Origin of the sequence: Roseomonas sp. FDAARGOS_362, assembly GCF_002754815.1 — a bacterium.
Classification (GTDB): Bacteria; Pseudomonadota; Alphaproteobacteria; order Acetobacterales; family Acetobacteraceae; genus Roseomonas; species Roseomonas mucosa.
In genome coordinates this window covers 35,775-52,784 of sequence record NZ_CP024583.1, presented here as the reverse complement: position 1 = coordinate 52,784, position 17,010 = coordinate 35,775, and the positions used below count along the sequence as shown (strand labels likewise).

General features: G+C 67.2%; 14 protein-coding genes and 2 pseudogenes. 12 read left to right on the top strand and 4 right to left on the bottom strand.

Features of this window, described 5'->3' with window-relative positions; all coding sequences use genetic code 11:
* Positions 1 to 6 precede the first annotated feature (6 nt).
* The gene (locus CTJ15_RS02015; protein WP_099780954.1) at positions 7 to 717 is read right to left on the bottom strand and encodes an IS6 family transposase; all 711 of its coding nucleotides are present in this window, start codon (positions 715 to 717) and stop codon (positions 7 to 9) included.
* Positions 718 to 1,150: 433 nt separating this feature from the next.
* On the opposite strand from CTJ15_RS02015, the gene CTJ15_RS02005 reads away from it, so the two are divergent.
* The 11 genes and pseudogenes from CTJ15_RS02005 (at position 1,151) to CTJ15_RS01955 (ending at position 13,301) form a co-directional block, all read left to right on the top strand.
* Entirely contained in the window at positions 1,151 to 2,302 is a 1,152-nt protein-coding gene (locus CTJ15_RS02005; protein ID WP_193009565.1) for an IS110 family transposase, read from the top strand.
* A 142-nt stretch (positions 2,303 to 2,444) separates the two neighbouring features.
* Positions 2,445 to 2,696 carry a hypothetical protein gene (locus tag CTJ15_RS02000; protein WP_126281738.1) on the top strand — a complete coding sequence of 84 codons (252 nt, stop codon included), beginning with the start codon at positions 2,445 to 2,447 and terminating at the stop codon, positions 2,694 to 2,696.
* 105 nt (positions 2,697 to 2,801) lie between these two features.
* Positions 2,802 to 3,443, top strand: coding sequence for a ParA family protein (locus CTJ15_RS01995; RefSeq protein ID WP_126281737.1), 642 nt, complete (start codon positions 2,802 to 2,804; stop codon positions 3,441 to 3,443).
* Positions 3,440 to 4,021: a DUF3102 domain-containing protein gene (locus CTJ15_RS01990; protein ID WP_051544358.1), complete on the top strand. Its 582-nt coding sequence runs from the start codon at positions 3,440 to 3,442 to the stop codon at positions 4,019 to 4,021. Before CTJ15_RS01995 ends, CTJ15_RS01990 begins: the two co-directional genes overlap by 4 nt.
* A 329-nt stretch (positions 4,022 to 4,350) precedes the next feature.
* The gene (locus CTJ15_RS01985; RefSeq protein ID WP_027297450.1) at positions 4,351 to 5,280 is read left to right on the top strand and encodes a replication protein RepA; all 930 of its coding nucleotides are present in this window, start codon (positions 4,351 to 4,353) and stop codon (positions 5,278 to 5,280) included.
* 143 nt (positions 5,281 to 5,423) lie between these two features.
* Positions 5,424 to 5,946: pseudogene (locus CTJ15_RS01980) on the top strand (IS5 family transposase); the annotation flags it as partial.
* A gap of 454 nt (positions 5,947 to 6,400) precedes the next feature.
* A protein-coding gene (locus CTJ15_RS01975; RefSeq protein WP_226945907.1) for an IS3 family transposase occupies positions 6,401 to 7,629 on the top strand; the annotation gives its coding sequence in 2 pieces (ribosomal slippage) (positions 6,401 to 6,716 and positions 6,716 to 7,629; 1,230 coding nt in all).
* Between the two features lie 42 nt (positions 7,630 to 7,671).
* Complete coding sequence (locus CTJ15_RS01970) at positions 7,672 to 8,217, top strand: HWE histidine kinase domain-containing protein (RefSeq protein ID WP_226945914.1); 546 nt, start codon at positions 7,672 to 7,674, stop codon at positions 8,215 to 8,217.
* Positions 8,218 to 8,483: 266 nt separating this feature from the next.
* Complete coding sequence (locus tag CTJ15_RS01965) at positions 8,484 to 9,470, top strand: HlyD family secretion protein (protein ID WP_099780952.1); 987 nt, start codon at positions 8,484 to 8,486, stop codon at positions 9,468 to 9,470.
* Positions 9,467 to 12,190, top strand: coding sequence for a ribosome-associated ATPase/putative transporter RbbA (rbbA, locus tag CTJ15_RS01960; protein ID WP_099780951.1), 2,724 nt, complete (start codon positions 9,467 to 9,469; stop codon positions 12,188 to 12,190). Before CTJ15_RS01965 ends, rbbA begins: the two co-directional genes overlap by 4 nt.
* Before the next feature lie 4 nt (positions 12,191 to 12,194).
* Entirely contained in the window at positions 12,195 to 13,301 is a 1,107-nt protein-coding gene (locus CTJ15_RS01955) for an ABC transporter permease (protein WP_099780950.1), read from the top strand.
* A gap of 178 nt (positions 13,302 to 13,479) precedes the next feature.
* On the opposite strand, the gene CTJ15_RS01950 is transcribed toward CTJ15_RS01955, so the two are convergent.
* Positions 13,480 to 13,875: a hypothetical protein gene (locus CTJ15_RS01950; protein WP_027297481.1), complete on the bottom strand. Its 396-nt coding sequence runs from the start codon at positions 13,873 to 13,875 to the stop codon at positions 13,480 to 13,482.
* A gap of 99 nt (positions 13,876 to 13,974) precedes the next feature.
* On the opposite strand from CTJ15_RS01950, the pseudogene CTJ15_RS24535 reads away from it, so the two are divergent.
* A pseudogene (locus CTJ15_RS24535) lies at positions 13,975 to 14,233 on the top strand (transposase); the annotation flags it as partial.
* 48 nt (positions 14,234 to 14,281) lie between these two features.
* Here the strand turns inward: CTJ15_RS24535 and CTJ15_RS01945 are convergent.
* Positions 14,282 to 15,510 (bottom strand): IS3 family transposase gene (locus CTJ15_RS01945; protein ID WP_226945907.1). Its coding sequence is split into 2 segments (ribosomal slippage): positions 14,282 to 15,195 and positions 15,195 to 15,510, totalling 1,230 coding nucleotides; the frame shifts between segments, so codons are not numbered across the junction.
* Between the two features lie 441 nt (positions 15,511 to 15,951).
* On the bottom strand, positions 15,952 to 16,971 hold the full coding sequence (locus CTJ15_RS01940; RefSeq protein ID WP_099780949.1) for a transposase: 1,020 nt from the start codon (positions 16,969 to 16,971) through the stop codon (positions 15,952 to 15,954).
* Positions 16,972 to 17,010: the final 39 nt, after the last annotated feature.

Here is a 17,010-nt window from a genome sequence, read left to right as displayed (position 1 = left end):
GGCAGCTCATGCTGCCGTTTGAACACACGTCTCCTGCTGCCACACCAGAAAGGCCTTGGCACGAGCACGGCGGAACTGGTCGGCTGACATCAGGTGCCGACGTGGCCGGAAATGGCCATGGATCATCGCATGGGCCGAGAGGAAGCACTGCGCCTGCCTGGCCGACTTGAAGCGTTGCATCTGCCCTTCCCGGCGCCGGGTCGGCCTGTGCGAGTTCTCAGCGCGATTGTTGAGGTACCGGCTGGTCCGATGCTCGGTGTCGGGCAGGACCTCGCGTTGCGCCACGCCGTAGCTGCGCAGGCCGTCGGTGACCAGGCGCCGCGGCTTGTATTGGAGATCCTTCAGCAGCCGCTTGAAGAAGCGCTTGGCAGCACTGGCATTGCGCCGGCTCTGTACCAGGATGTCGAGCACGACACCGTGCTGATCCACGGCGCGCCAGAGATAGTGCAGCTCACCGTTGATCCTCAGGAACACTTCATCGAGGTGCCAGATATCGCCTGGCCTGGGTCGTCGTCGCCGCAGCTTGCGGGCAAACTCGGTGCCGAAGCGGAGGCACCAGCGCCGGATGCTCTCGTGCGTGACGGTGATGCCCCGCTCGGCCAGCAGCAGCTCAACGTCCCGCAGGCTGAGGCCGAACACGTGATACAGCCACACCGCGTGGCTGACGATCTCCGCTGGGAAGCGGTAGCCGGGGTAGGTCGCGGGGTCGCACGTCATCCAGCGAGCCTGGCCCAGCGCAATCGTTTCGGCAATGGCCCACCAACGTGACAATCCCGTCCGGATCCCTGCACCATAGTCATCGCCCGCACCACACCATGCCTGCTCGCACTATTCTCCCTCGTCACCCTCCTGGCTGCCCGGCTCAGGCCCTCGGATCGAGAGGCTGCGGCCAGCAGTGCCTGGTACCGCAAACCGCGCCCCACCTTCAGCGACACCCTCGCCGCCGTGCGACGTCATATCTGGCGAGAGCAAGGTTTGCTCACGTCACCGCGCAGCGCCCACAGTGCAAAACCCCGCCCAGCCCTACAGCGTGCCTTGTCCTACGCCATCTGCCACAGCGCCTGATGGCCAAAGATACCATGCAGGCCGGCGGAGATCGGGCCAGGCTCAGGCTTTCTCCGGACCGACAGGGAGCTGGCCGATGCGTCACATGGAGCAAGTCGAAACCGCACAGACGGGCGCCACGGTGTTCGTGGCGATGGAACTCAGTAAGATGGCGTGGTTGCTAGCCGTACAGGGGTCGCCGAGCGGCAGGGCATCGTCCCATCGTCTCGATGGCGGGGACGTTGATGGACTGCTCGCCCTGCTGCGGCGTTTGGCGGCTCGCGAGCAAGGGGCGAGCGGTGAGAAGGAGCAAGTCGTCCTGGGCTACGAGGCTGGCTATGATGGGTTCTGGCTGCATCGCCGCCTCGCTGCGGAGGGGATAGCCTGCTGGGTCATGGATCCCGGGAGCCTGCAGGTCGACCGCCGGGCCCGGCGCGCCAAGACTGATCGGCTGGATGCGGTGATGCTGCTACGGGCTCTGACGGCGTGGTGCCGCGGTGACCGGGCGGCCTGCCGCATGGTGCAGGTGCCCTCGGCGGAGCGCGAGGACGCGCGCCGCACCCATCGCGAGCGCCAGCGGCTGATTGCCGAACGCGTGCAGCACGTGAACCGGATCAAGAGGCTGCTGGCTACCCAGTGTATCCACGACCACCAGCCCCTCCGGCGTGGCCGGCGGGAACGCTTGGGGGCGTTGCGCACCGGCGACGGCCGGGTACTGCCGCCTTGTCTGCGTCGGGAGATCGAGCGTGAGTTTCTCCGTCTGGAACTCGTGCGCGAGCAGATTGTGGCCGTAGAGGCCGAGCGTGATACCGCTGTGGCGGCACCGGCCACGGATGATGCGGACGTGGCCAAGGTGGCCCTGCTCGCCAAGCTGGGCGGCATCGGCACCGAGCTGGCGACCGTGCTGGTGCGCGAGGCGCTATACCGGCCTTTTGCCAACCGCAAGGAGGTAGCCTCCTATGCCGGGCTCACGCCCAGCCCGTTCGCCAGTGGCGACCGGCACCGTGATCAGGGCATCTCGAAGGCGGGTTACCCCCTCCTGCGCAAGAGCATGGTCGAGCTCGCCTGGCTCTGGTTGCGCTACCAGCCCGGCACTGCCCTCGCGCAGTGGTTCACCAAGCGCGTCGGCGAGATCTGCGGCCGCATCCGCAAGATCTCTGCCGTCGCCCTGGCCAGGAAGCTCCTGGTCGCCCTGTGGCGCTACGTCACCACCGGACTGGTCCCCGAAGACGCGCGCCTGAAGCCAGCCGCAGCCTGAACGACGCAGTTCGACCGGCGCCGCCATCGGGCGCGTCGTGTCGGGCGGGGGTGGTGCGTGACCGGAGTTCAACGGGGTTCAACAAGCCGTCGCCAAAGATGGGTCCCACCACCCCGAGCCGGCCTGCCCTGAATGAGGCATCTTGGTGGGAACGACAGTTCCGCCGGATACGAGTGTCGCAGCGGGCTTCTCGCTGCCTTTGCCCGGCTCACCCCCCGCCCGAACGACGACGAAGCTGACAACGCCGCTTGCCAACACGCCTCATACGAGTCGAGCTAAGGGCTCGCTGATCGGCAACTATGATGCCAAGGCAACCTCGATCGACCTGGGGGACGGGGCGATCATCGTGGTTCACGACACGACGGTGCAGGCGAGCGACTTCATTTTCGCCTGATCCATGTCATAGGCCGAGATCACTGACCGGCCAGTGATCCCGACACTCTCGCCAATCTCCGCGGACCTATGATAACCGTCGCTTCTCAAGTTAGGGGGCGGTGTCTTGAAACGTATTTTGGTCGCCTCGCCCAAAGGCGGCAGTGGCAAGACCATGATGGCCCGCAATCTCGCTGCCGCGGCTGCTTGCGAAGGTCTGAAGGTTGCAACCGCGGATCTCGACCCCCAGGCCACCCTCACCATCTGGTCGCGTCGTCGGCCCAAGAACTCCCCAGCGATCCCACATTTCAAGGTGGCCTGGGATACCGCGGATGCGCTGCTGGATGACGATGAACTGAGCGGCTACGAGGTTCTGATCATGGACACGCCTCCCAGCATCGAGACCCAGCCCAAGGCATTCCACGCTCTGCTGCAGGCCGCGGACTTGGTGGTCGTGCCCTCGCGCGCCACATTCGACGATGCAGAGAGCGTGGCGCCTTTTGTGTCCCTACTGCGGGATCGTGGGCGGCCCCACGTCATCGTCTTGAACTTCATCAAGCCGCGGGCCAACGTGAACGCGGTGAAGAACTACCTGATAAAGGCTGGCGACCTGTGCCCCGTCGAGGTTGCCGATCGCACCGACTATGCCAGGGCCGGTGCCAAGGGCCTCGGTCTGGTAGATGTGCCCAATCATGTCGGCGCCGACGAGATCAAGGCGATCTGGAGCTACATCCAGAACCGCGTCTGGGGCCATAAGGAGGTCGCATGAGCAAGCGCCGTCTTACTCTGGACGAGGCACCCGTCCCTGTTCTGATCGAGGGGGATTCAAGGGTTCAGGCCCTGGAGTTCGCCAGGATCGCTCCCCAAGACACCGACCAGTTCGTGAACGAGATCGAGCGCCTGTGGAAGTCGGCGCACGACAGCTTCCTCTCCATCGGCCGTCTCCTCATCAACGCCAAGGAGATGCTGCCCTACGGCGAATACGAAGCGATGGTGCAGAGCAAGCTGCCGTTCTCCACGCGCACGGCCTACCAGCTTCGCGAGGCGGCCCAATGGGCCCTGGGTATGGAGCAAAGCCGCGAGGTGCAGATCAGCCAGCTTCCCGGGTCCTACTCCACGATCTACCTACTGAGCACGCTCGACGCGGGAACGCTCAGTGCCGCCAAGGAGGAAGGGCTGCTGCGGCCGGATCTACGGCGAGCCGAGCTGATAGCCTGGCGCAAATCCCGTCAGGCGCCAGCGGCACAGCCGAGCCTCAAGGCACTTCTGCTTCAGGAAAAGGCCAAGCTGGAGGGGCGCCTGTTGGAGATTGAGCAGGAACTGACACGCCTGCACAACACTGCATAATGCATGCAGCGGTCGGTAGAGTCCGATACTGGGAGGGTTCGGTCGGTAGAGTCCGATGTTTTCGGAGCTTGTGACGGTCCAGACCATGGATTCGCTATGGATTTGCAGGGGGGAGGGTCGGACTCTACCGACCGGATCGAGTCGCCCACAGGAAGAGGCTATCGGGTATCGGACTCTACCGACCTGCTTGTCGGACTCTACCGACCAGACTCGACTTATCCACCGGACTCTGCCGACGAATCTAATAGTTAGAATCAAATACCTTTCAAATAGCCCGGTCGGTAGAGTCCGATCTTTCGTTATGGATACTTCCTGCCATAGAGGGGCTCATGGGCAAGATGCACAGCCTGATCGCTCAGTATGGCGTGGACACCGCCAGGACAATGGTCACTACCAAGGCCGAGCGCCAAGTGGTGGAGGCCGCAGCCGAGATTCTGGCCGAGGAAGACTGCAGGCTGGGTATCACGCATGCCGGGTTCGCGATGACCGCCCTGCCGCACAAGCGCATCGAGGAGACGTTCTGGGAGCGAAGCGGTGGCCCTCACGTCACCCTGCAGGTCTCTTCGGGTCTGGGGAAGGGCGGCGCGCCGGTCGGCGTCCCCTACGGCTCCATCGCCCGCATGATCCTCCTCTACCTGCAGACCGAGGCCATCCGGACAGGCTGCGGAGAAGTGGAGCTCGGTCGCTCCATGAGCGCCTGGATGGGGCGCATGGGGATCGCCACGGGCGGCAAGAACTACAAGCTGGTGGCGGAACAGGCCCGACGCATCTCAGCCTGCCGTCTGACATTCTTCGTGCAGAAGCCGGGGGTAAGGGCGTTCGAGAACGGCGCCTTCGTCAGCGGCGGCATGTCGCTAGGCCCCCTCGACACCACAGGGCAGGGGTCTCTGTGGCAGGAGAAAGTGAAGCTGGACGACAACTTCCTCCGCTCTCTGCGCGATCATCCCGTGCCGGTGCGGGAGGAGGCTCTGCGCATCATCGGCACAAAGTCAATGGCGATCGACATCTATATCTGGCTCGCCTACCGGCTGCATGTGCTGAGCAAGCCAACGCCGATCTCCTGGCTCTCCCTGCACAACCAGTTCGGGGGAGGCTTTGCTCAGGTGAAACACTTCAAGCCCACCTTCAACGACGCGCTCACCCTGGCGATGGCGGTCTATCCAGAGGCCAGGGTCGATATCGAGATGGAGGGCTTGGTGCTGCACCCCTCCCCGCCCGCGATACCTAAGGTAGAGATGGCCAGGCTAGGGCTTGGGTAACAAAAAAGGGCAACCCGAAGGCCGCCCTGGAGGCATCGGCACAGTTAGCGCAAACTCAGAGCCCGCTTCATAACGGCTGAAATGAGTTGAGCGGCGGGGGTTCTGCGCGTTCGGAGGGTGTCTGACGTCCTTCGAGGTGGCCCATGTGGACCCCTGCCGCCCGCGCGCAGCTCCCAGCCTTATGCAACGTGCCTGACCGATGCCGAGTGGACCCTGGTCGAGCCCTTCTTGCCAAGCCCTGCAAGGACCGGACGACCCCGGTCCTGGCCGATGCGGCGGGTGGTCGATGCGATCCTCTACGTGCTCCGTACCGGCTGCGCCTGGGCGCATCTGCCCCGCGACTTCCCACCGCCCGGGACCGTGCACCGTTGGTTCCTGCGCCTCTCGCGCCGGGGCACCTTCGAGCGACTGGCGCACGCCCTCATCATGGCCGGCCGCGAGCGGGTCGGCCGAGAGGCCTCACCGACAGCGGCGGTGTTGGACGCCCAATCCGTCCGCTCGGGCGGTGTCGGCGTGAAAGGTGTCCGCGGCTACGATGGTGGGAAGAAGGTGAGCGGGCGCAGGCGCCACGCCCTGGTGGACACCGATGGTCGGCTCCTACTCGCCGCCGTCTCGCCCGCCTGCCTGCACGATAGCCATGGCGGCGCGGCTCTCCTGGCCATGTCGCTTCTCCCATCCCGAGGCCGGACTGCAGAAGGTCGTGGTCGCGTCCCGGTAGGTGGTGTAGGAACTGATCGTCGAACCTGAGGCGGTCACCGCGGTGGTTCATGGCAGGGTTGGGTTGCTGAGACCGACAACCCCAAACCTTGGACCGACCACGATGACCGACGAGACGATGGCCCTTCGGTGCGTAATCCGGTGGATTGTGATCAGCGCTTCCGTTCGATCGTGATCACTGGGTCCGGGCTCTTCCGCACTTTTGGTGCAACCGGGTGGAGTAGAAGGCAGCCAATAACCATATAGGTGGGACAGTCTGGAGGCGTGATCTCCGTCCTTGTCTCGTCAGCTTTTGCCGCTCCTTCCGGCAGGTCTCTCGGTCGCAGAAATTCTACGGGATACTGACTGGCCCTGTCCCGCTGTGACGGACACCTCTGATAGGCTGAAGGGCCTGGAGGTACGGATGGCAGAGGGTAGCGGAAAGCGCCGGTTCTTTCCGGAGGCGTTCAAGCTGGAGGCGGTGGCAGCGGTCCGCGGTGGGCGGTCGGTATCGCAGGTGGCGGCCGAGTTGGGCCTACCGGACCGGCTGGTGCGCAGCTGGCTGCGCTGGGCGCCGACGGGCACGGCGGTGGGGAGCGGCGCGCCGGCGCTGGCGGTTCCGACACCACCGGCGGCGCCGGCGCGTCGCGTCGGCCCGAGCCCGGCCGAGCAGGCGGCCGAGATCGGGCGGCTGCGGCGCGAGGTCGAGCGGTTGCGCATGGAGCGCGACATCTTAAAGCGAGCGGCGCTCATCTTCGGCCAGGCGACGGACCGGAGGTGAGCTATGGCTTCATTCGCGATCACGTCGCCGTCTTTCCGGTTGCCATCCTGTGCGAGGTGCTGGGCGTGAGCCGCAGCGGCTACTACGACTGGGCTCGCCGGCCGGAGAGCAGGCAGGCGGCGGCCGACCGGGTCCTCGCAGCCGAGATCCGGGCCACGCACGCCGACAGCCGTGGCCGCTACGGCAGCCCGCGCGTGCATGCCGCGCTGCGCGCCCAAGGACGGCGGGTTGGCCGCAAGCGGGTGGCGCGGCTGATGCGCGGCATGGGGCTGTCGGCACGGCGTGGTCGCCGGTTCCGGTGCACCACCGACAGCCGGCATGCCTTCCCGGTCGCCCCCAACCTGCTCGATCGCGACTTCACGGCCGCCGCGCCCGACCGGGTCTGGCTGGCCGATCTGACCTATCTGTGGACCGCCGAGGGCTGGCTGTACTTGGCCGTGGTGCTGGACCTGTGCACGCGCCGCGTGGTCGGCTGGGCCATGGCGGACCACCTCGGCCACGAACTCGCCCTGGCCGCACTCGACATGGCGATCGCCTGCCGACGGCCCGCCCCTGGCCTCCTGCACCATGCGGATCGCGGCGTGCAATATGCCGCCCATGGCTATCGCCGCCGGCTCGCCGAGCACGGCATGCTCTGCTCGATGAGCCGCAAGGGGAACTGCTGGGACAACGCGCCGATGGAGAGCTTCTATGCCACCCTGAAGGGCGAACTCGTCGAGCAGCGCGACTACCTCACTCGCGACGAGGCCAGGGCCGACGTGTTCCAGTATCTGGAGGGCTTCTACAATCGACGCCGCCTGCATTCGGCGCTCGGCTATCTCACCCCCGAGCAGAAGGCAGCGACATTCCAAACAGCGGCATCAGCCGCGTAACAGTGTCCGTGAAAGTGGGGCAAGGCCAAGAATCTCTTCACCCTGACCGCCGGACTCGTCACGCTCAGCGCCAAAGCCTCCGCAGGAAGTGCAGTGTTCGCGGCCGATTTTCGGTCCCGCCTCCAGGCACTGGCGCGGGCACATGCATTGACCATGCCCGATGACAACGCTGCCGCTGAGCCTGCCACGACCTTCGTCGCATTGCTTCAGGCAATCCTTGCTCCTCACGTTGCGGACGACAGGCCGCGCATTGCCATCAGGGGATGCGACGCGCCACTTGTTGGAAAGGCGCTGACCTCGATCGCCTTGCTACTGCACGAACTGGCCACCAATGCCGCGAAATACGGCGCGCTGTCCGGTTCCGGCGGCCGGTTATCGATCGATCTGGCCGTCGAGAATGGAACCTTGCGCATGATCTGGCAGGAGTCGAACGCCCCGCATTCTTCTCCGGAGACGCGGCGTGAAGGCTTCGGTACCACCCTGGAACAAGCCGCCGTAAGCGGCGTTCAAGGCAGCCTTCATCGAGACTGGAAGGCTGACGGCGTCTCGATCACACTGGAGGTCGCGCTGCGATCGCTTGTAGGATGATCACGCGAAGCCGGGCCTGAAACCTGCTTCGCGACTTTGCGGATCTACGCTGTGACCAAATCTGGGCCAGTGCCGTCTGTTCCGAAATGGAAATCTTGTTGTGACGGAGAGAGCTGACTGCTGCGCTTTCTCCCACGGACTGCCCACCTTGGTGAACCGTCCGGGGCTTGTCAGTGGCCTGACAGGCAATGCATTCCGGAGTTGCCGATCATGGCGCCGGACCGCGATCCGGCTTAGGCATGGCGACCGGGAAGGATAGAAGTTCGATGAAGGTTTCGTGGAAGCCTGTGCTCGGCTTGGCGGCGGTCGTCGCCGTCGTGGCCGGTGGCTACGTCGCCTGGAGGCTCCACGGCCGGGAGCCTGCCCTGCCCGCCTACGTCGTTTCCACCAATGGCCGCATCGAGGCGGAGCAGTTCGACATTGCCAGCAAGATCGCCGGCCGCGTGGTGGAAGTAACAGTCGAGGAAGGGCAGATGGTGGCGCCCGGCGCGGTGATCGCACGGCTGGACGATTCCACCCTGCAGGCTCAGCTCCGCGCCGCCGAGGCGCAGGTCGCCGAGGCGCAGCAGGCCATCGCCACGGCCGAGGCGGAGCAGGCGAGGGCCGCCAGCAGCCGCCGGCTCGCGCAGACCGAACTCACCCGCACCCAGGAACTCGCCCGGGGCGGCTATGCACCGACCGAGCAACTCGACCAGCGCCGCTCCACGCTGCAGGTCGCCGAGGCGACGGTCACCGCCGCCGCGGCGGGCAGGCGCCGGGCCGATGCCACCCTCGCCGCCGCCCAGGCCAACGCCGCCCAGGTCCGCACCCTGCTGGATGACACCGTGCTGACCGCGCCGCGCGCCGGCCGGGTCCTCTATCGCCTCCTCCGCAGCGGAGAGGTCGTGGCGGCCGGGGGGCGTGTCGCGACCCTGATCGACCCGAGCGACGTCTCCATGATCGTCTTCCTTCCCGCCGAGCAGGCTGGGCGCTTGGCCTACGGGGCGGAGGCCCGACTCATCCTCGACCCCGTGCCACAATACGTTCTGCCTGCGACCGTCAGCTTCGTGGCCCCGGAGGCGCAGTTCACACCGCGCCAGGTCGAGACGTCGCAGGAGAGGGGGAACCTCATGTTCCGCGTGAAGCTGCGCCTGCCGGCATCGTTGCTGCAGGCGCATATCGAGCAGGTGAAGACCGGCGTGCGTGGCTTGGGCTTCGTCCGGCTCGACACAACGCAACCCTGGCCGGAGCGACTGCAGGTCCGCCTGCCATGACCGCCGCGCCCGTCGCGTCGCTTCATGGCGTCCGCCACCATTACGGCAAGGTGGCGGCACTGGATGGGGTGACGCTGGAGATCCCCGCCGGGGTCATGGCCGGCCTGGTGGGGCCGGACGGGGTGGGAAAATCCACTCTGCTGGGCCTGCTCGCCGGCGTGCGCCGGCCGCAGGAGGGGGAGATCGTCGCCCTCGGCGGCGACCTGCGCGACCCGTCGGTGCTGACCGGGGCGCGGCAGCGGATCGCCTACATGCCACAGGGCCTGGGGCGGAACCTCTACCAGACCCTTTCGGTGGCCGAGAACATCGACTACTTCGCCCGCCTCTTCGGTCAGGGCGCGCGGGAGCGGCAGCAGCGCATAGCGGGGTTGACCCACGCCACCGGCCTTTCCCGCTTCCTGGACCGGCCCGCCGGCAAGCTCTCGGGCGGGATGAAGCAGAAGCTCTCGCTCTGCTGCGCCCTGGTGCGCGACCCCGACCTGCTGATCCTGGACGAGCCGACCACGGGGGTGGACCCGCTCTCCCGCCGGCAGTTCTGGACGCTGATCGACCGGCTGCGCGGGCGCCGCCCACAGATGAGCGTGCTGGTCGCCACCGCCTACATGGACGAAGCGCAGCGCTTCGACTGGCTGGCGGCGATGGATGCGGGGAAGGTGATCGCCACCGGAAGCCCGGCGGCGATCCTGGAGCGTACCGGCAGCCGGACCCTGGACGAGGCCTTCATCGCCCTGATGCCCGAGGATCGGCGGCGCGGCTACCAGCCCGTCGTCATCACGCCGCCACCCCCGCCGAAACCTGGCGAGGCACCGGTGATCGAGGCGAAAGGGCTGACCAAGCGCTTCGGCGACTTCGTGGCCGTTGACCATGTGAACCTCAGCGTCCGGCGCGGCGAGATCTTCGGCTTCCTGGGCTCCAACGGCTCGGGCAAGAGCACGACGATGCGCATGCTGACCGGGCTGTTGCCGGCCAGCGAGGGCGAGGCGCGCATCCTCGGCCAGCGGCCCGGATCGGGCGGCGATGCGCGGCGGCATGTCGGCTACATGTCCCAGTCCTTCTCTCTCTACGGTGAGCTGACGGTGCGGCAGAACCTCCAGCTGCATGCCGATCTCTTCCACCTGCCGCGCGACCGCGCCGCCGCGCGGCTGGCCCGGGTGATGCAGGATTTCGACCTGGAGGGCGTCGCCGACGCCGCGCCGGAATCCCTGCCGCTGGGCGTGCGGCAGCGGCTCCAACTCGCGGCCGCGATGGTGCACGAGCCGGAGCTGCTGATCCTGGACGAGCCGACCTCGGGCGTCGATCCGGTGGCGCGCGACCTGTTCTGGCGCCATTTGCTGCGCCTGTCGCGCGAGCAGGAGGTGACGATCTTCATCTCCACCCACTTCATGAACGAGGCGGAGCGTTGCGACCGCATCTCGCTGCAGCATGCCGGCCGCATCTTGGCCATGGGCCCGCCGGCGGAACTGGTCGCGCAGCGCCACGCCGCCTCGCTGGAGGAAGCCTTCATCGGCTGGCTGGAGGAAGCCGCCGGGACGGATGAGGCGGGCGGGGACCTGCCCGCCCCCATGCCCGGCACGCGACAGGACGGGTTTGCCCGGTTCTTCAACCCCCGCCGCCTGCTGGCCTGCGCCTGGCGGGAGGCGCTGGAACTGCTGCGTGACCCGGTCCGGCTGGCCTTCGCCCTGCTCGGCCCGGTGCTGCTGACGATCGCCTTCGGCTTCGGCATCTCCTTCGACGTCGAGAACCTGCCCTATGCCGTGCTGGATGGGGACCGAACGCCGGAAAGCCGCGGCCTGCTGGAAAGCTTCGCCGGCTCCCGGTATTTCTCCGAACAGCCGCCCCTGGCGGATGCCGGGGCGGCCGAGGCGCGTCTGCGGGCGGCGAGGATCGCGCTGGCGGTGGAGATACCGCCGGGCTTCGGTCACGACCTTCGCCGCGGCGACCGGCCCGAGGTTGCGGTCTCCATCGACGGTGCCATGCCCTTCCGTGCGGAGACGGCCCGCAGCTATGTGCTGGGCTTGGCCCAGACTTGGCTGCGCGACCAGGAGGCGCTTTCGCCACTGTCGCGCAGCCCGGAGCTACTGACGCTGGAGCCCCGCTTCCACTACAACCAGGCCTTCCGCAGCGTGGTCGCCATCGTGCCCGGCGTGATCATGCTGATGCTGATGCTGATCCCGGCCATGCTCGCCGCGGTCGGGGTGGTGCGGGAGAAGGAGAGCGGCGCCATCGCCAACTTCCGCGCCACACCGGTCACGGCGCCGGAGTTCCTGATCGGCAAGCAGATCCCCTACATCGGCGTCGCCCTGACCAGCTTCGTCATGCTGCTGTTCGTTGCTCGGATGATCTTCGACGTGCCCGTGCTGGGTTCCGGCCCCGCGCTGGCCATGGGCGCCGCGCTCTATGTGCTGGCCTCTACCGGCTTCGGGCTGCTGGTGTCCACTTTCGTCTCCAGCCAGGTGGCGGCGATCTTCGCCGCGGCCATCCTCTCCATCGTGCCGGCGGTGAACTTCTCCGGCCTTCTGGTGCCGACCGCCTCCCTCACCGGCCCGGCGCGCGGTATCGGCCTGGCCTTTCCGGCCAGCTGGTTCCAGCAGATCTCGGTCGGGGCGATGAGCAAGGGGCTGCACTTCTCGGAGCTATGGCACAATCACCTGATGCTGGCGGGCTTTGCCGTGTTGTTCATCGCCGCCTCCACCCTGTTGCTGCGCAAGCAGGAGCCCTGACGCCATGCGCCGCCTGACCAACATCCTCTGGCTGGGGCTCAAGGAACTGCGAGTGCTGCGCGCCGATCCTGTCCTGCTGGTCCTGGTCGCCTATACCTTTACCGTGGCGGTCTATACCGTGGCCACGGGCATGAAGACGGAAGTCCGCAACGCCGCCATAGCGGTTCTGGACGAAGACCGCTCGGACCTCTCGCGCAGCCTCGCCGCGGCCCTGCTGCCTCCACAGTTCCAGCCGGCGGTCCCGATCACGGCGCCCGAGGTGGGGCCGGACCTGGATGCGGGCCGTTTCACCTTCATCCTGCAAATCCCGCCGCGCTTCGAGTCGGATCTCCTTTCCGGCCACCCGGTGACGCTTGCCCTGGATGTGGATGCCACGGCGATGTCGCAGGCGGGCAACGGCGCCAGCTATGTCAGCCAGATCGTGCAGCAGGAGGTGGCGAAGCGGCTGGGCAGCGCGGCGGAGCCCCTGGATCTTGTGATCCGCACCCGTTTCAACCCGAACAGCCAGCCGGAATGGTTCACCTCCGTCATGCAGGTCGTGAACAGCACGTTGATCCTCTCCATCATCCTGCCCGGCGCAGCCCTGCTGCGCGAGCGCGAGCACGGAACCTTGGAGCATCTCCTGGCCATGCCGGTCGGACCGCTGGAGATCCTGCTCGCCAAGATCGGCGCCAATGCATTGGTGATCGTCGGTGCTGCCGTGCTGTCGCTGCTGCTGGTGGTGCGCGGCCTGTTGGGCGTGCCGGTGGCGGGCTCCATCTTCCTCTTCGTGCTGTGCACCGTCCTGTTCCAGGTCTCGGTCGCCGCACTGGGCGTGCTGCTGGCGACCGTGACCAGCTCCACCGGACAGTTCGGGCTGTTGGCCCTGCCGGCCATCATCCTGATGATGCTGCTTTCGGGCAGCATGACGCCGCTGGAAAGCATGCCAGCATGGTTGCAGTCCGTCGTGCAGGTACTTCCGACGACGCAGTTCGTTGCGATCGCCCAGGCCATCCTCTACCGGGGCGCGGGGCTGGAGGTCGTGGCAGGCCGGATGGCTGCACTGGCTGCCCTGGGGCTGGGCTTCCTGACAGTCACCTACCTGCGGCTGCGCGCCACTCTGGCGGGGTGAAGCGGGCGGCGTGCCGAGCCGTGTCGCCCAGCAACCGCAGCGCCGCGGCGAGCCTTTCCGCCTCATTCAGTGGATCGGTCCGGAACACCGGCAGCCACGTCAGCAGGCGGGCCAGGGCGGGCGCCTGCTCCACTGGGTGCTCGGCCGCGCCCGCGCCCGTCTCGCCGTCGCTTCCACCTCAGGTGGTAGGCATGGCCCGCTCCAGGGGGTGGAGGTCGGAGGCGGCACTCCAAGAGCCGGTGAGGCTGGTGGCGCGAAGGGCGAGATCGTGCGGATGGGCGGGCAGACCCTGGCGCAGCACCTCCGAAGCGGCGCCGCCGCCGGCGCGGGCGTCGAGGCGCGAGACGAGGTCCTCGGCCTGGGCCAGCGGCCGCAGCAGCCGGGCAGGATCGGGCGCGGCCGCCGGCGGGTGCGGGCCGGGCCGGCGTGTGGCCCAGGGCGGCGCATGGCCGTCGTCGGGATCGCCTGCGTCCTCATCGTCCCAGTCCGCCATGCCGCCGGCCTCCAGCACCAGCCGGACCGCACGCTCCCGCATCTCGGGCGAGAAGTTCGCCCCCGTCTTCCGATTGCCCATAACCTCTTCCTCTCACAGGTTGAGGTCTCCTCCGAATCCGGCGCGGTTTGGACTTGCTTCGAAAAAGTGGAGGGTTCCTGATGAAGCAAGAGGAACTCGATGACGCAGCAGAGACGGTTCACGAAGGAGTTTGAGGACGAGGCGGTCCGGCTGGTCCAGACGAGCGGGCGGAGTCAGCGCGAGATTGCTGAAGACCTCGGAATTGGTTTGTCGACACTGGTCAGGGGATCAGCCGGAGCCGGGAACGGCAGATCGATGCGCCGACCACTCGGGGCAGAAGGACGTCGCGGCCGAACTGAAGCGGCTGCGGCGGGAGAACGAGATCCTTCGCCCAGCGCCAGGGCTGATCCACCATGCCGATTGCAGCAGCCAATACTGTGGCCTTGCCCCACTTTCACGGACACTGTTACGCGGCTGATGCCGCTGTTTGGAATGTCGCTGCCTTCTGCTCGGGGGTGAGATAGCCGAGCGCCGAATGCAGGCGGCGTCGATTGTAGAAGCCCTCCAGATACTGGAACACGTCGGCCCTGGCCTCGTCGCGAGTGAGGTAGTCGCGCTGCTCGACGAGTTCGCCCTTCAGGGTGGCATAGAAGCTCTCCATCGGCGCGTTGTCCCAGCAGTTCCCCTTGCGGCTCATCGAGCAGAGCATGCCGTGCTCGGCGAGCCGGCGGCGATAGCCATGGGCGGCATATTGCACGCCGCGATCCGCATGGTGCAGGAGGCCAGGGGCGGGCCGTCGGCAGGCGATCGCCATGTCGAGTGCGGCCAGGGCGAGTTCGTGGCCGAGGTGGTCCGCCATGGCCCAGCCGACCACGCGGCGCGTGCACAGGTCCAGCACCACGGCCAAGTACAGCCAGCCCTCGGCGGTCCACAGATAGGTCAGATCGGCCAGCCAGACCCGGTCGGGCGCGGCGGCCGTGAAGTCGCGATCGAGCAGGTTGGGGGCGACCGGGAAGGCATGCCGGCTGTCGGTGGTGCACCGGAACCGGCGACCACGCCGTGCCGACAGCCCCATGCCGCGCATCAGCCGCGCCACCCGCTTGCGGCCAACCCGCCGTCCTTGGGCGCGCAGCGCGGCATGCACGCGCGGGCTGCCGTAGCGGCCACGGCTGTCGGCGTGCGTGGCCCGGATCTCGGCTGCGAGGACCCGGTCGGCCGCCGCCTGCCTGCTCTCCGGCCGGCGAGCCCAGTCGTAGTAGCCGCTGCGGCTCACGCCCAGCACCTCGCACAGGATGGCAACCGGAAAGACGGCGACGTGATCGCGAATGAAGCCATAGCTCACCTCCGGTCCGTCGCCTGGCCGAAGATGAGCGCCGCTCGCTTTAAGATGTCGCGCTCCATGCGCAACCGCTCGACCTCGCGCCGCAGCCGCCCGATCTCGGCCGCCTGCTCGGCCGGGCTCGGGCCGACGCGACGCGCCGGCGCCGCCGGTGGTGTCGGAACCGCCAGCGCCGGCGCGCCGCTCCCCACCGCCGTGCCCGTCGGCGCCCAGCGCAGCCAGCTGCGCACCAGCCGGTCCGGTAGGCCCAACTCGGCCGCCACCTGCGATACCGACCGCCCACCGCGGACCGCTGCCACCGCCTCCAGCTTGAACGCCTCCGGAAAGAACCGGCGCTTTCCGCTACCCTCTGCCATCCGTACCTCCAGGCCCTTCAGCCTATCAGAGGTGTCCGTCACAGCGGGACAGGGCCAACTGCTCCGCCGACTACCAGGCGGAACTCCGAAAGCACGGCATCCTGACCTCGATGTCGAGCAAAGGAAATTGCTACGACTGTGAGACTATCAGAGCAACCTGGAGGGCTTGGCCCATGCTTACGATTGACCTCGTGTCATGGCGTTGATCTGCCGGTCCTCCAGGCTGCGCCCGGCGCCGCTTCGATGCGTGACTTCATAGGAGCCTGAGGGACAGCCATCCCATCACAGTCCTGTCCCGTCAAAGCGCAGGCTCGGGCTTCCCGCTACCTGGAGGACCGACATGCATTCCACCCCATCCGATGCGATCATCATCGTATCCATCCGCCGAGGGCCACCTTCTGTGAGGGGTGATGTTCGCTGACCTTAGCTCGACTTTGGCCATCACGCGGCGTGGCAGATGGCGTAAGCCCAGGCGTGCTGGAGCGCTCGCCGAGGTTTTATGCTGTGACCGCTGTGCCGGGATGTGAGGAAACCTTGCTCACGCCAGATGTGCCGCCGCACGGCAGCGAGGGTGTCACTGAAGGTCGGACGGTCCTTGCGGTACCAGGCGCTGCTCATTGCGGCTCTGCGTTCTGAGGTTCTGAGCTGGGCGGCCAGTAGGGTGACGAGGGAGAACAGCCCGAGCAGGCATGGCGTGGTGCGGGCGATGGCGAGGTCCGACCACTGTCGCTGAGTCTCGACCCCAAGATGCACCCTGGTCTCCTGGAAGGTCACCTCCAGTTGCCAGCGCTGGATGAACCAGCACAGGATCTGCTCCGGCGTTCGATCAGGCTCGGTGCACAGCAGGGCCTGCGGCTCGAACCGGCGATGAGGATCGCGGACCAGCACCCAGCGGATCGGCACGATGGGCATCCCGCCATGACGCCACACAGCAGTGGCCGAGCAGATCTCGACGTGACGCTCGCCCCCACCGTACCAGCCGGGGACCACCATGCGCTGCCAGCATGTATCGGTGCGGACCAGCACCTCCGCCAGGTTGGGCCGCCGCGCCCCTTTGGTACGGGGCCGACCATTGGTACCAGGCAGCCGGGGTGGCGCCGGGTCATAGAGCGCGGCATCGAGCCGCAGGCGCGTGACCCCGGTGATCCTGTGCCGGGTCAGCGCAGCCAGCAGTTCCAGGGCTGCAAAGCCGCTGTCGCCGACCAGCACGATGTCCCGCCCAGGAAGCCAGCGGCGTGTCTGCAGGATCATTTGGCGGGCCCAGTCGGTGAGCTTCTTGTGCCGCTGTCCCTGGTCGCGACAAAACCGTTCCGAGGGCGCCAGCGCGGACAGGAACGGCAGCGCCCAAACCCGACCGGCCCAGGGAACGGGTGCCAAGAGCATCAGGCTGATCCAACGCAGGCCAGAAGCCTTTACGAAGTGGCCGTGGCTGGAGCGTACCGGGTCGCGGTAGATGCCCATTGCCGCAATCCGCTTGCCACGGCGTCTGGCCCTGTCCCG

Bases quoted from the DNA above. Each gene is read 5' to 3' on its own strand.
- CTJ15_RS02015 (WP_099780954.1), bottom strand. From the start codon at position 717: ATGACGTGCGACCCCGCGACCTACCCCGGCTACCGCTTCCCAGCGGAG.
- CTJ15_RS01990 (WP_051544358.1), top strand. From the start codon at position 3,440: ATGAGCAAGCGCCGTCTTACTCTGGACGAGGCACCCGTCCCTGTTCTG.
- CTJ15_RS02005 (WP_193009565.1), top strand. From the start codon at position 1,151: ATGGAGCAAGTCGAAACCGCACAGACGGGCGCCACGGTGTTCGTGGCG.
- CTJ15_RS01940 (WP_099780949.1), bottom strand. From the start codon at position 16,971: ATGGGCATCTACCGCGACCCGGTACGCTCCAGCCACGGCCACTTCGTA.
- CTJ15_RS01965 (WP_099780952.1), top strand. From the start codon at position 8,484: ATGAAGGTTTCGTGGAAGCCTGTGCTCGGCTTGGCGGCGGTCGTCGCC.
- CTJ15_RS01950 (WP_027297481.1), bottom strand. From the start codon at position 13,875: ATGGGCAATCGGAAGACGGGGGCGAACTTCTCGCCCGAGATGCGGGAG.
- rbbA (WP_099780951.1), top strand. From the start codon at position 9,467: ATGACCGCCGCGCCCGTCGCGTCGCTTCATGGCGTCCGCCACCATTAC.
- CTJ15_RS01955 (WP_099780950.1), top strand. From the start codon at position 12,195: ATGCGCCGCCTGACCAACATCCTCTGGCTGGGGCTCAAGGAACTGCGA.
- CTJ15_RS01985 (WP_027297450.1), top strand. From the start codon at position 4,351: ATGGGCAAGATGCACAGCCTGATCGCTCAGTATGGCGTGGACACCGCC.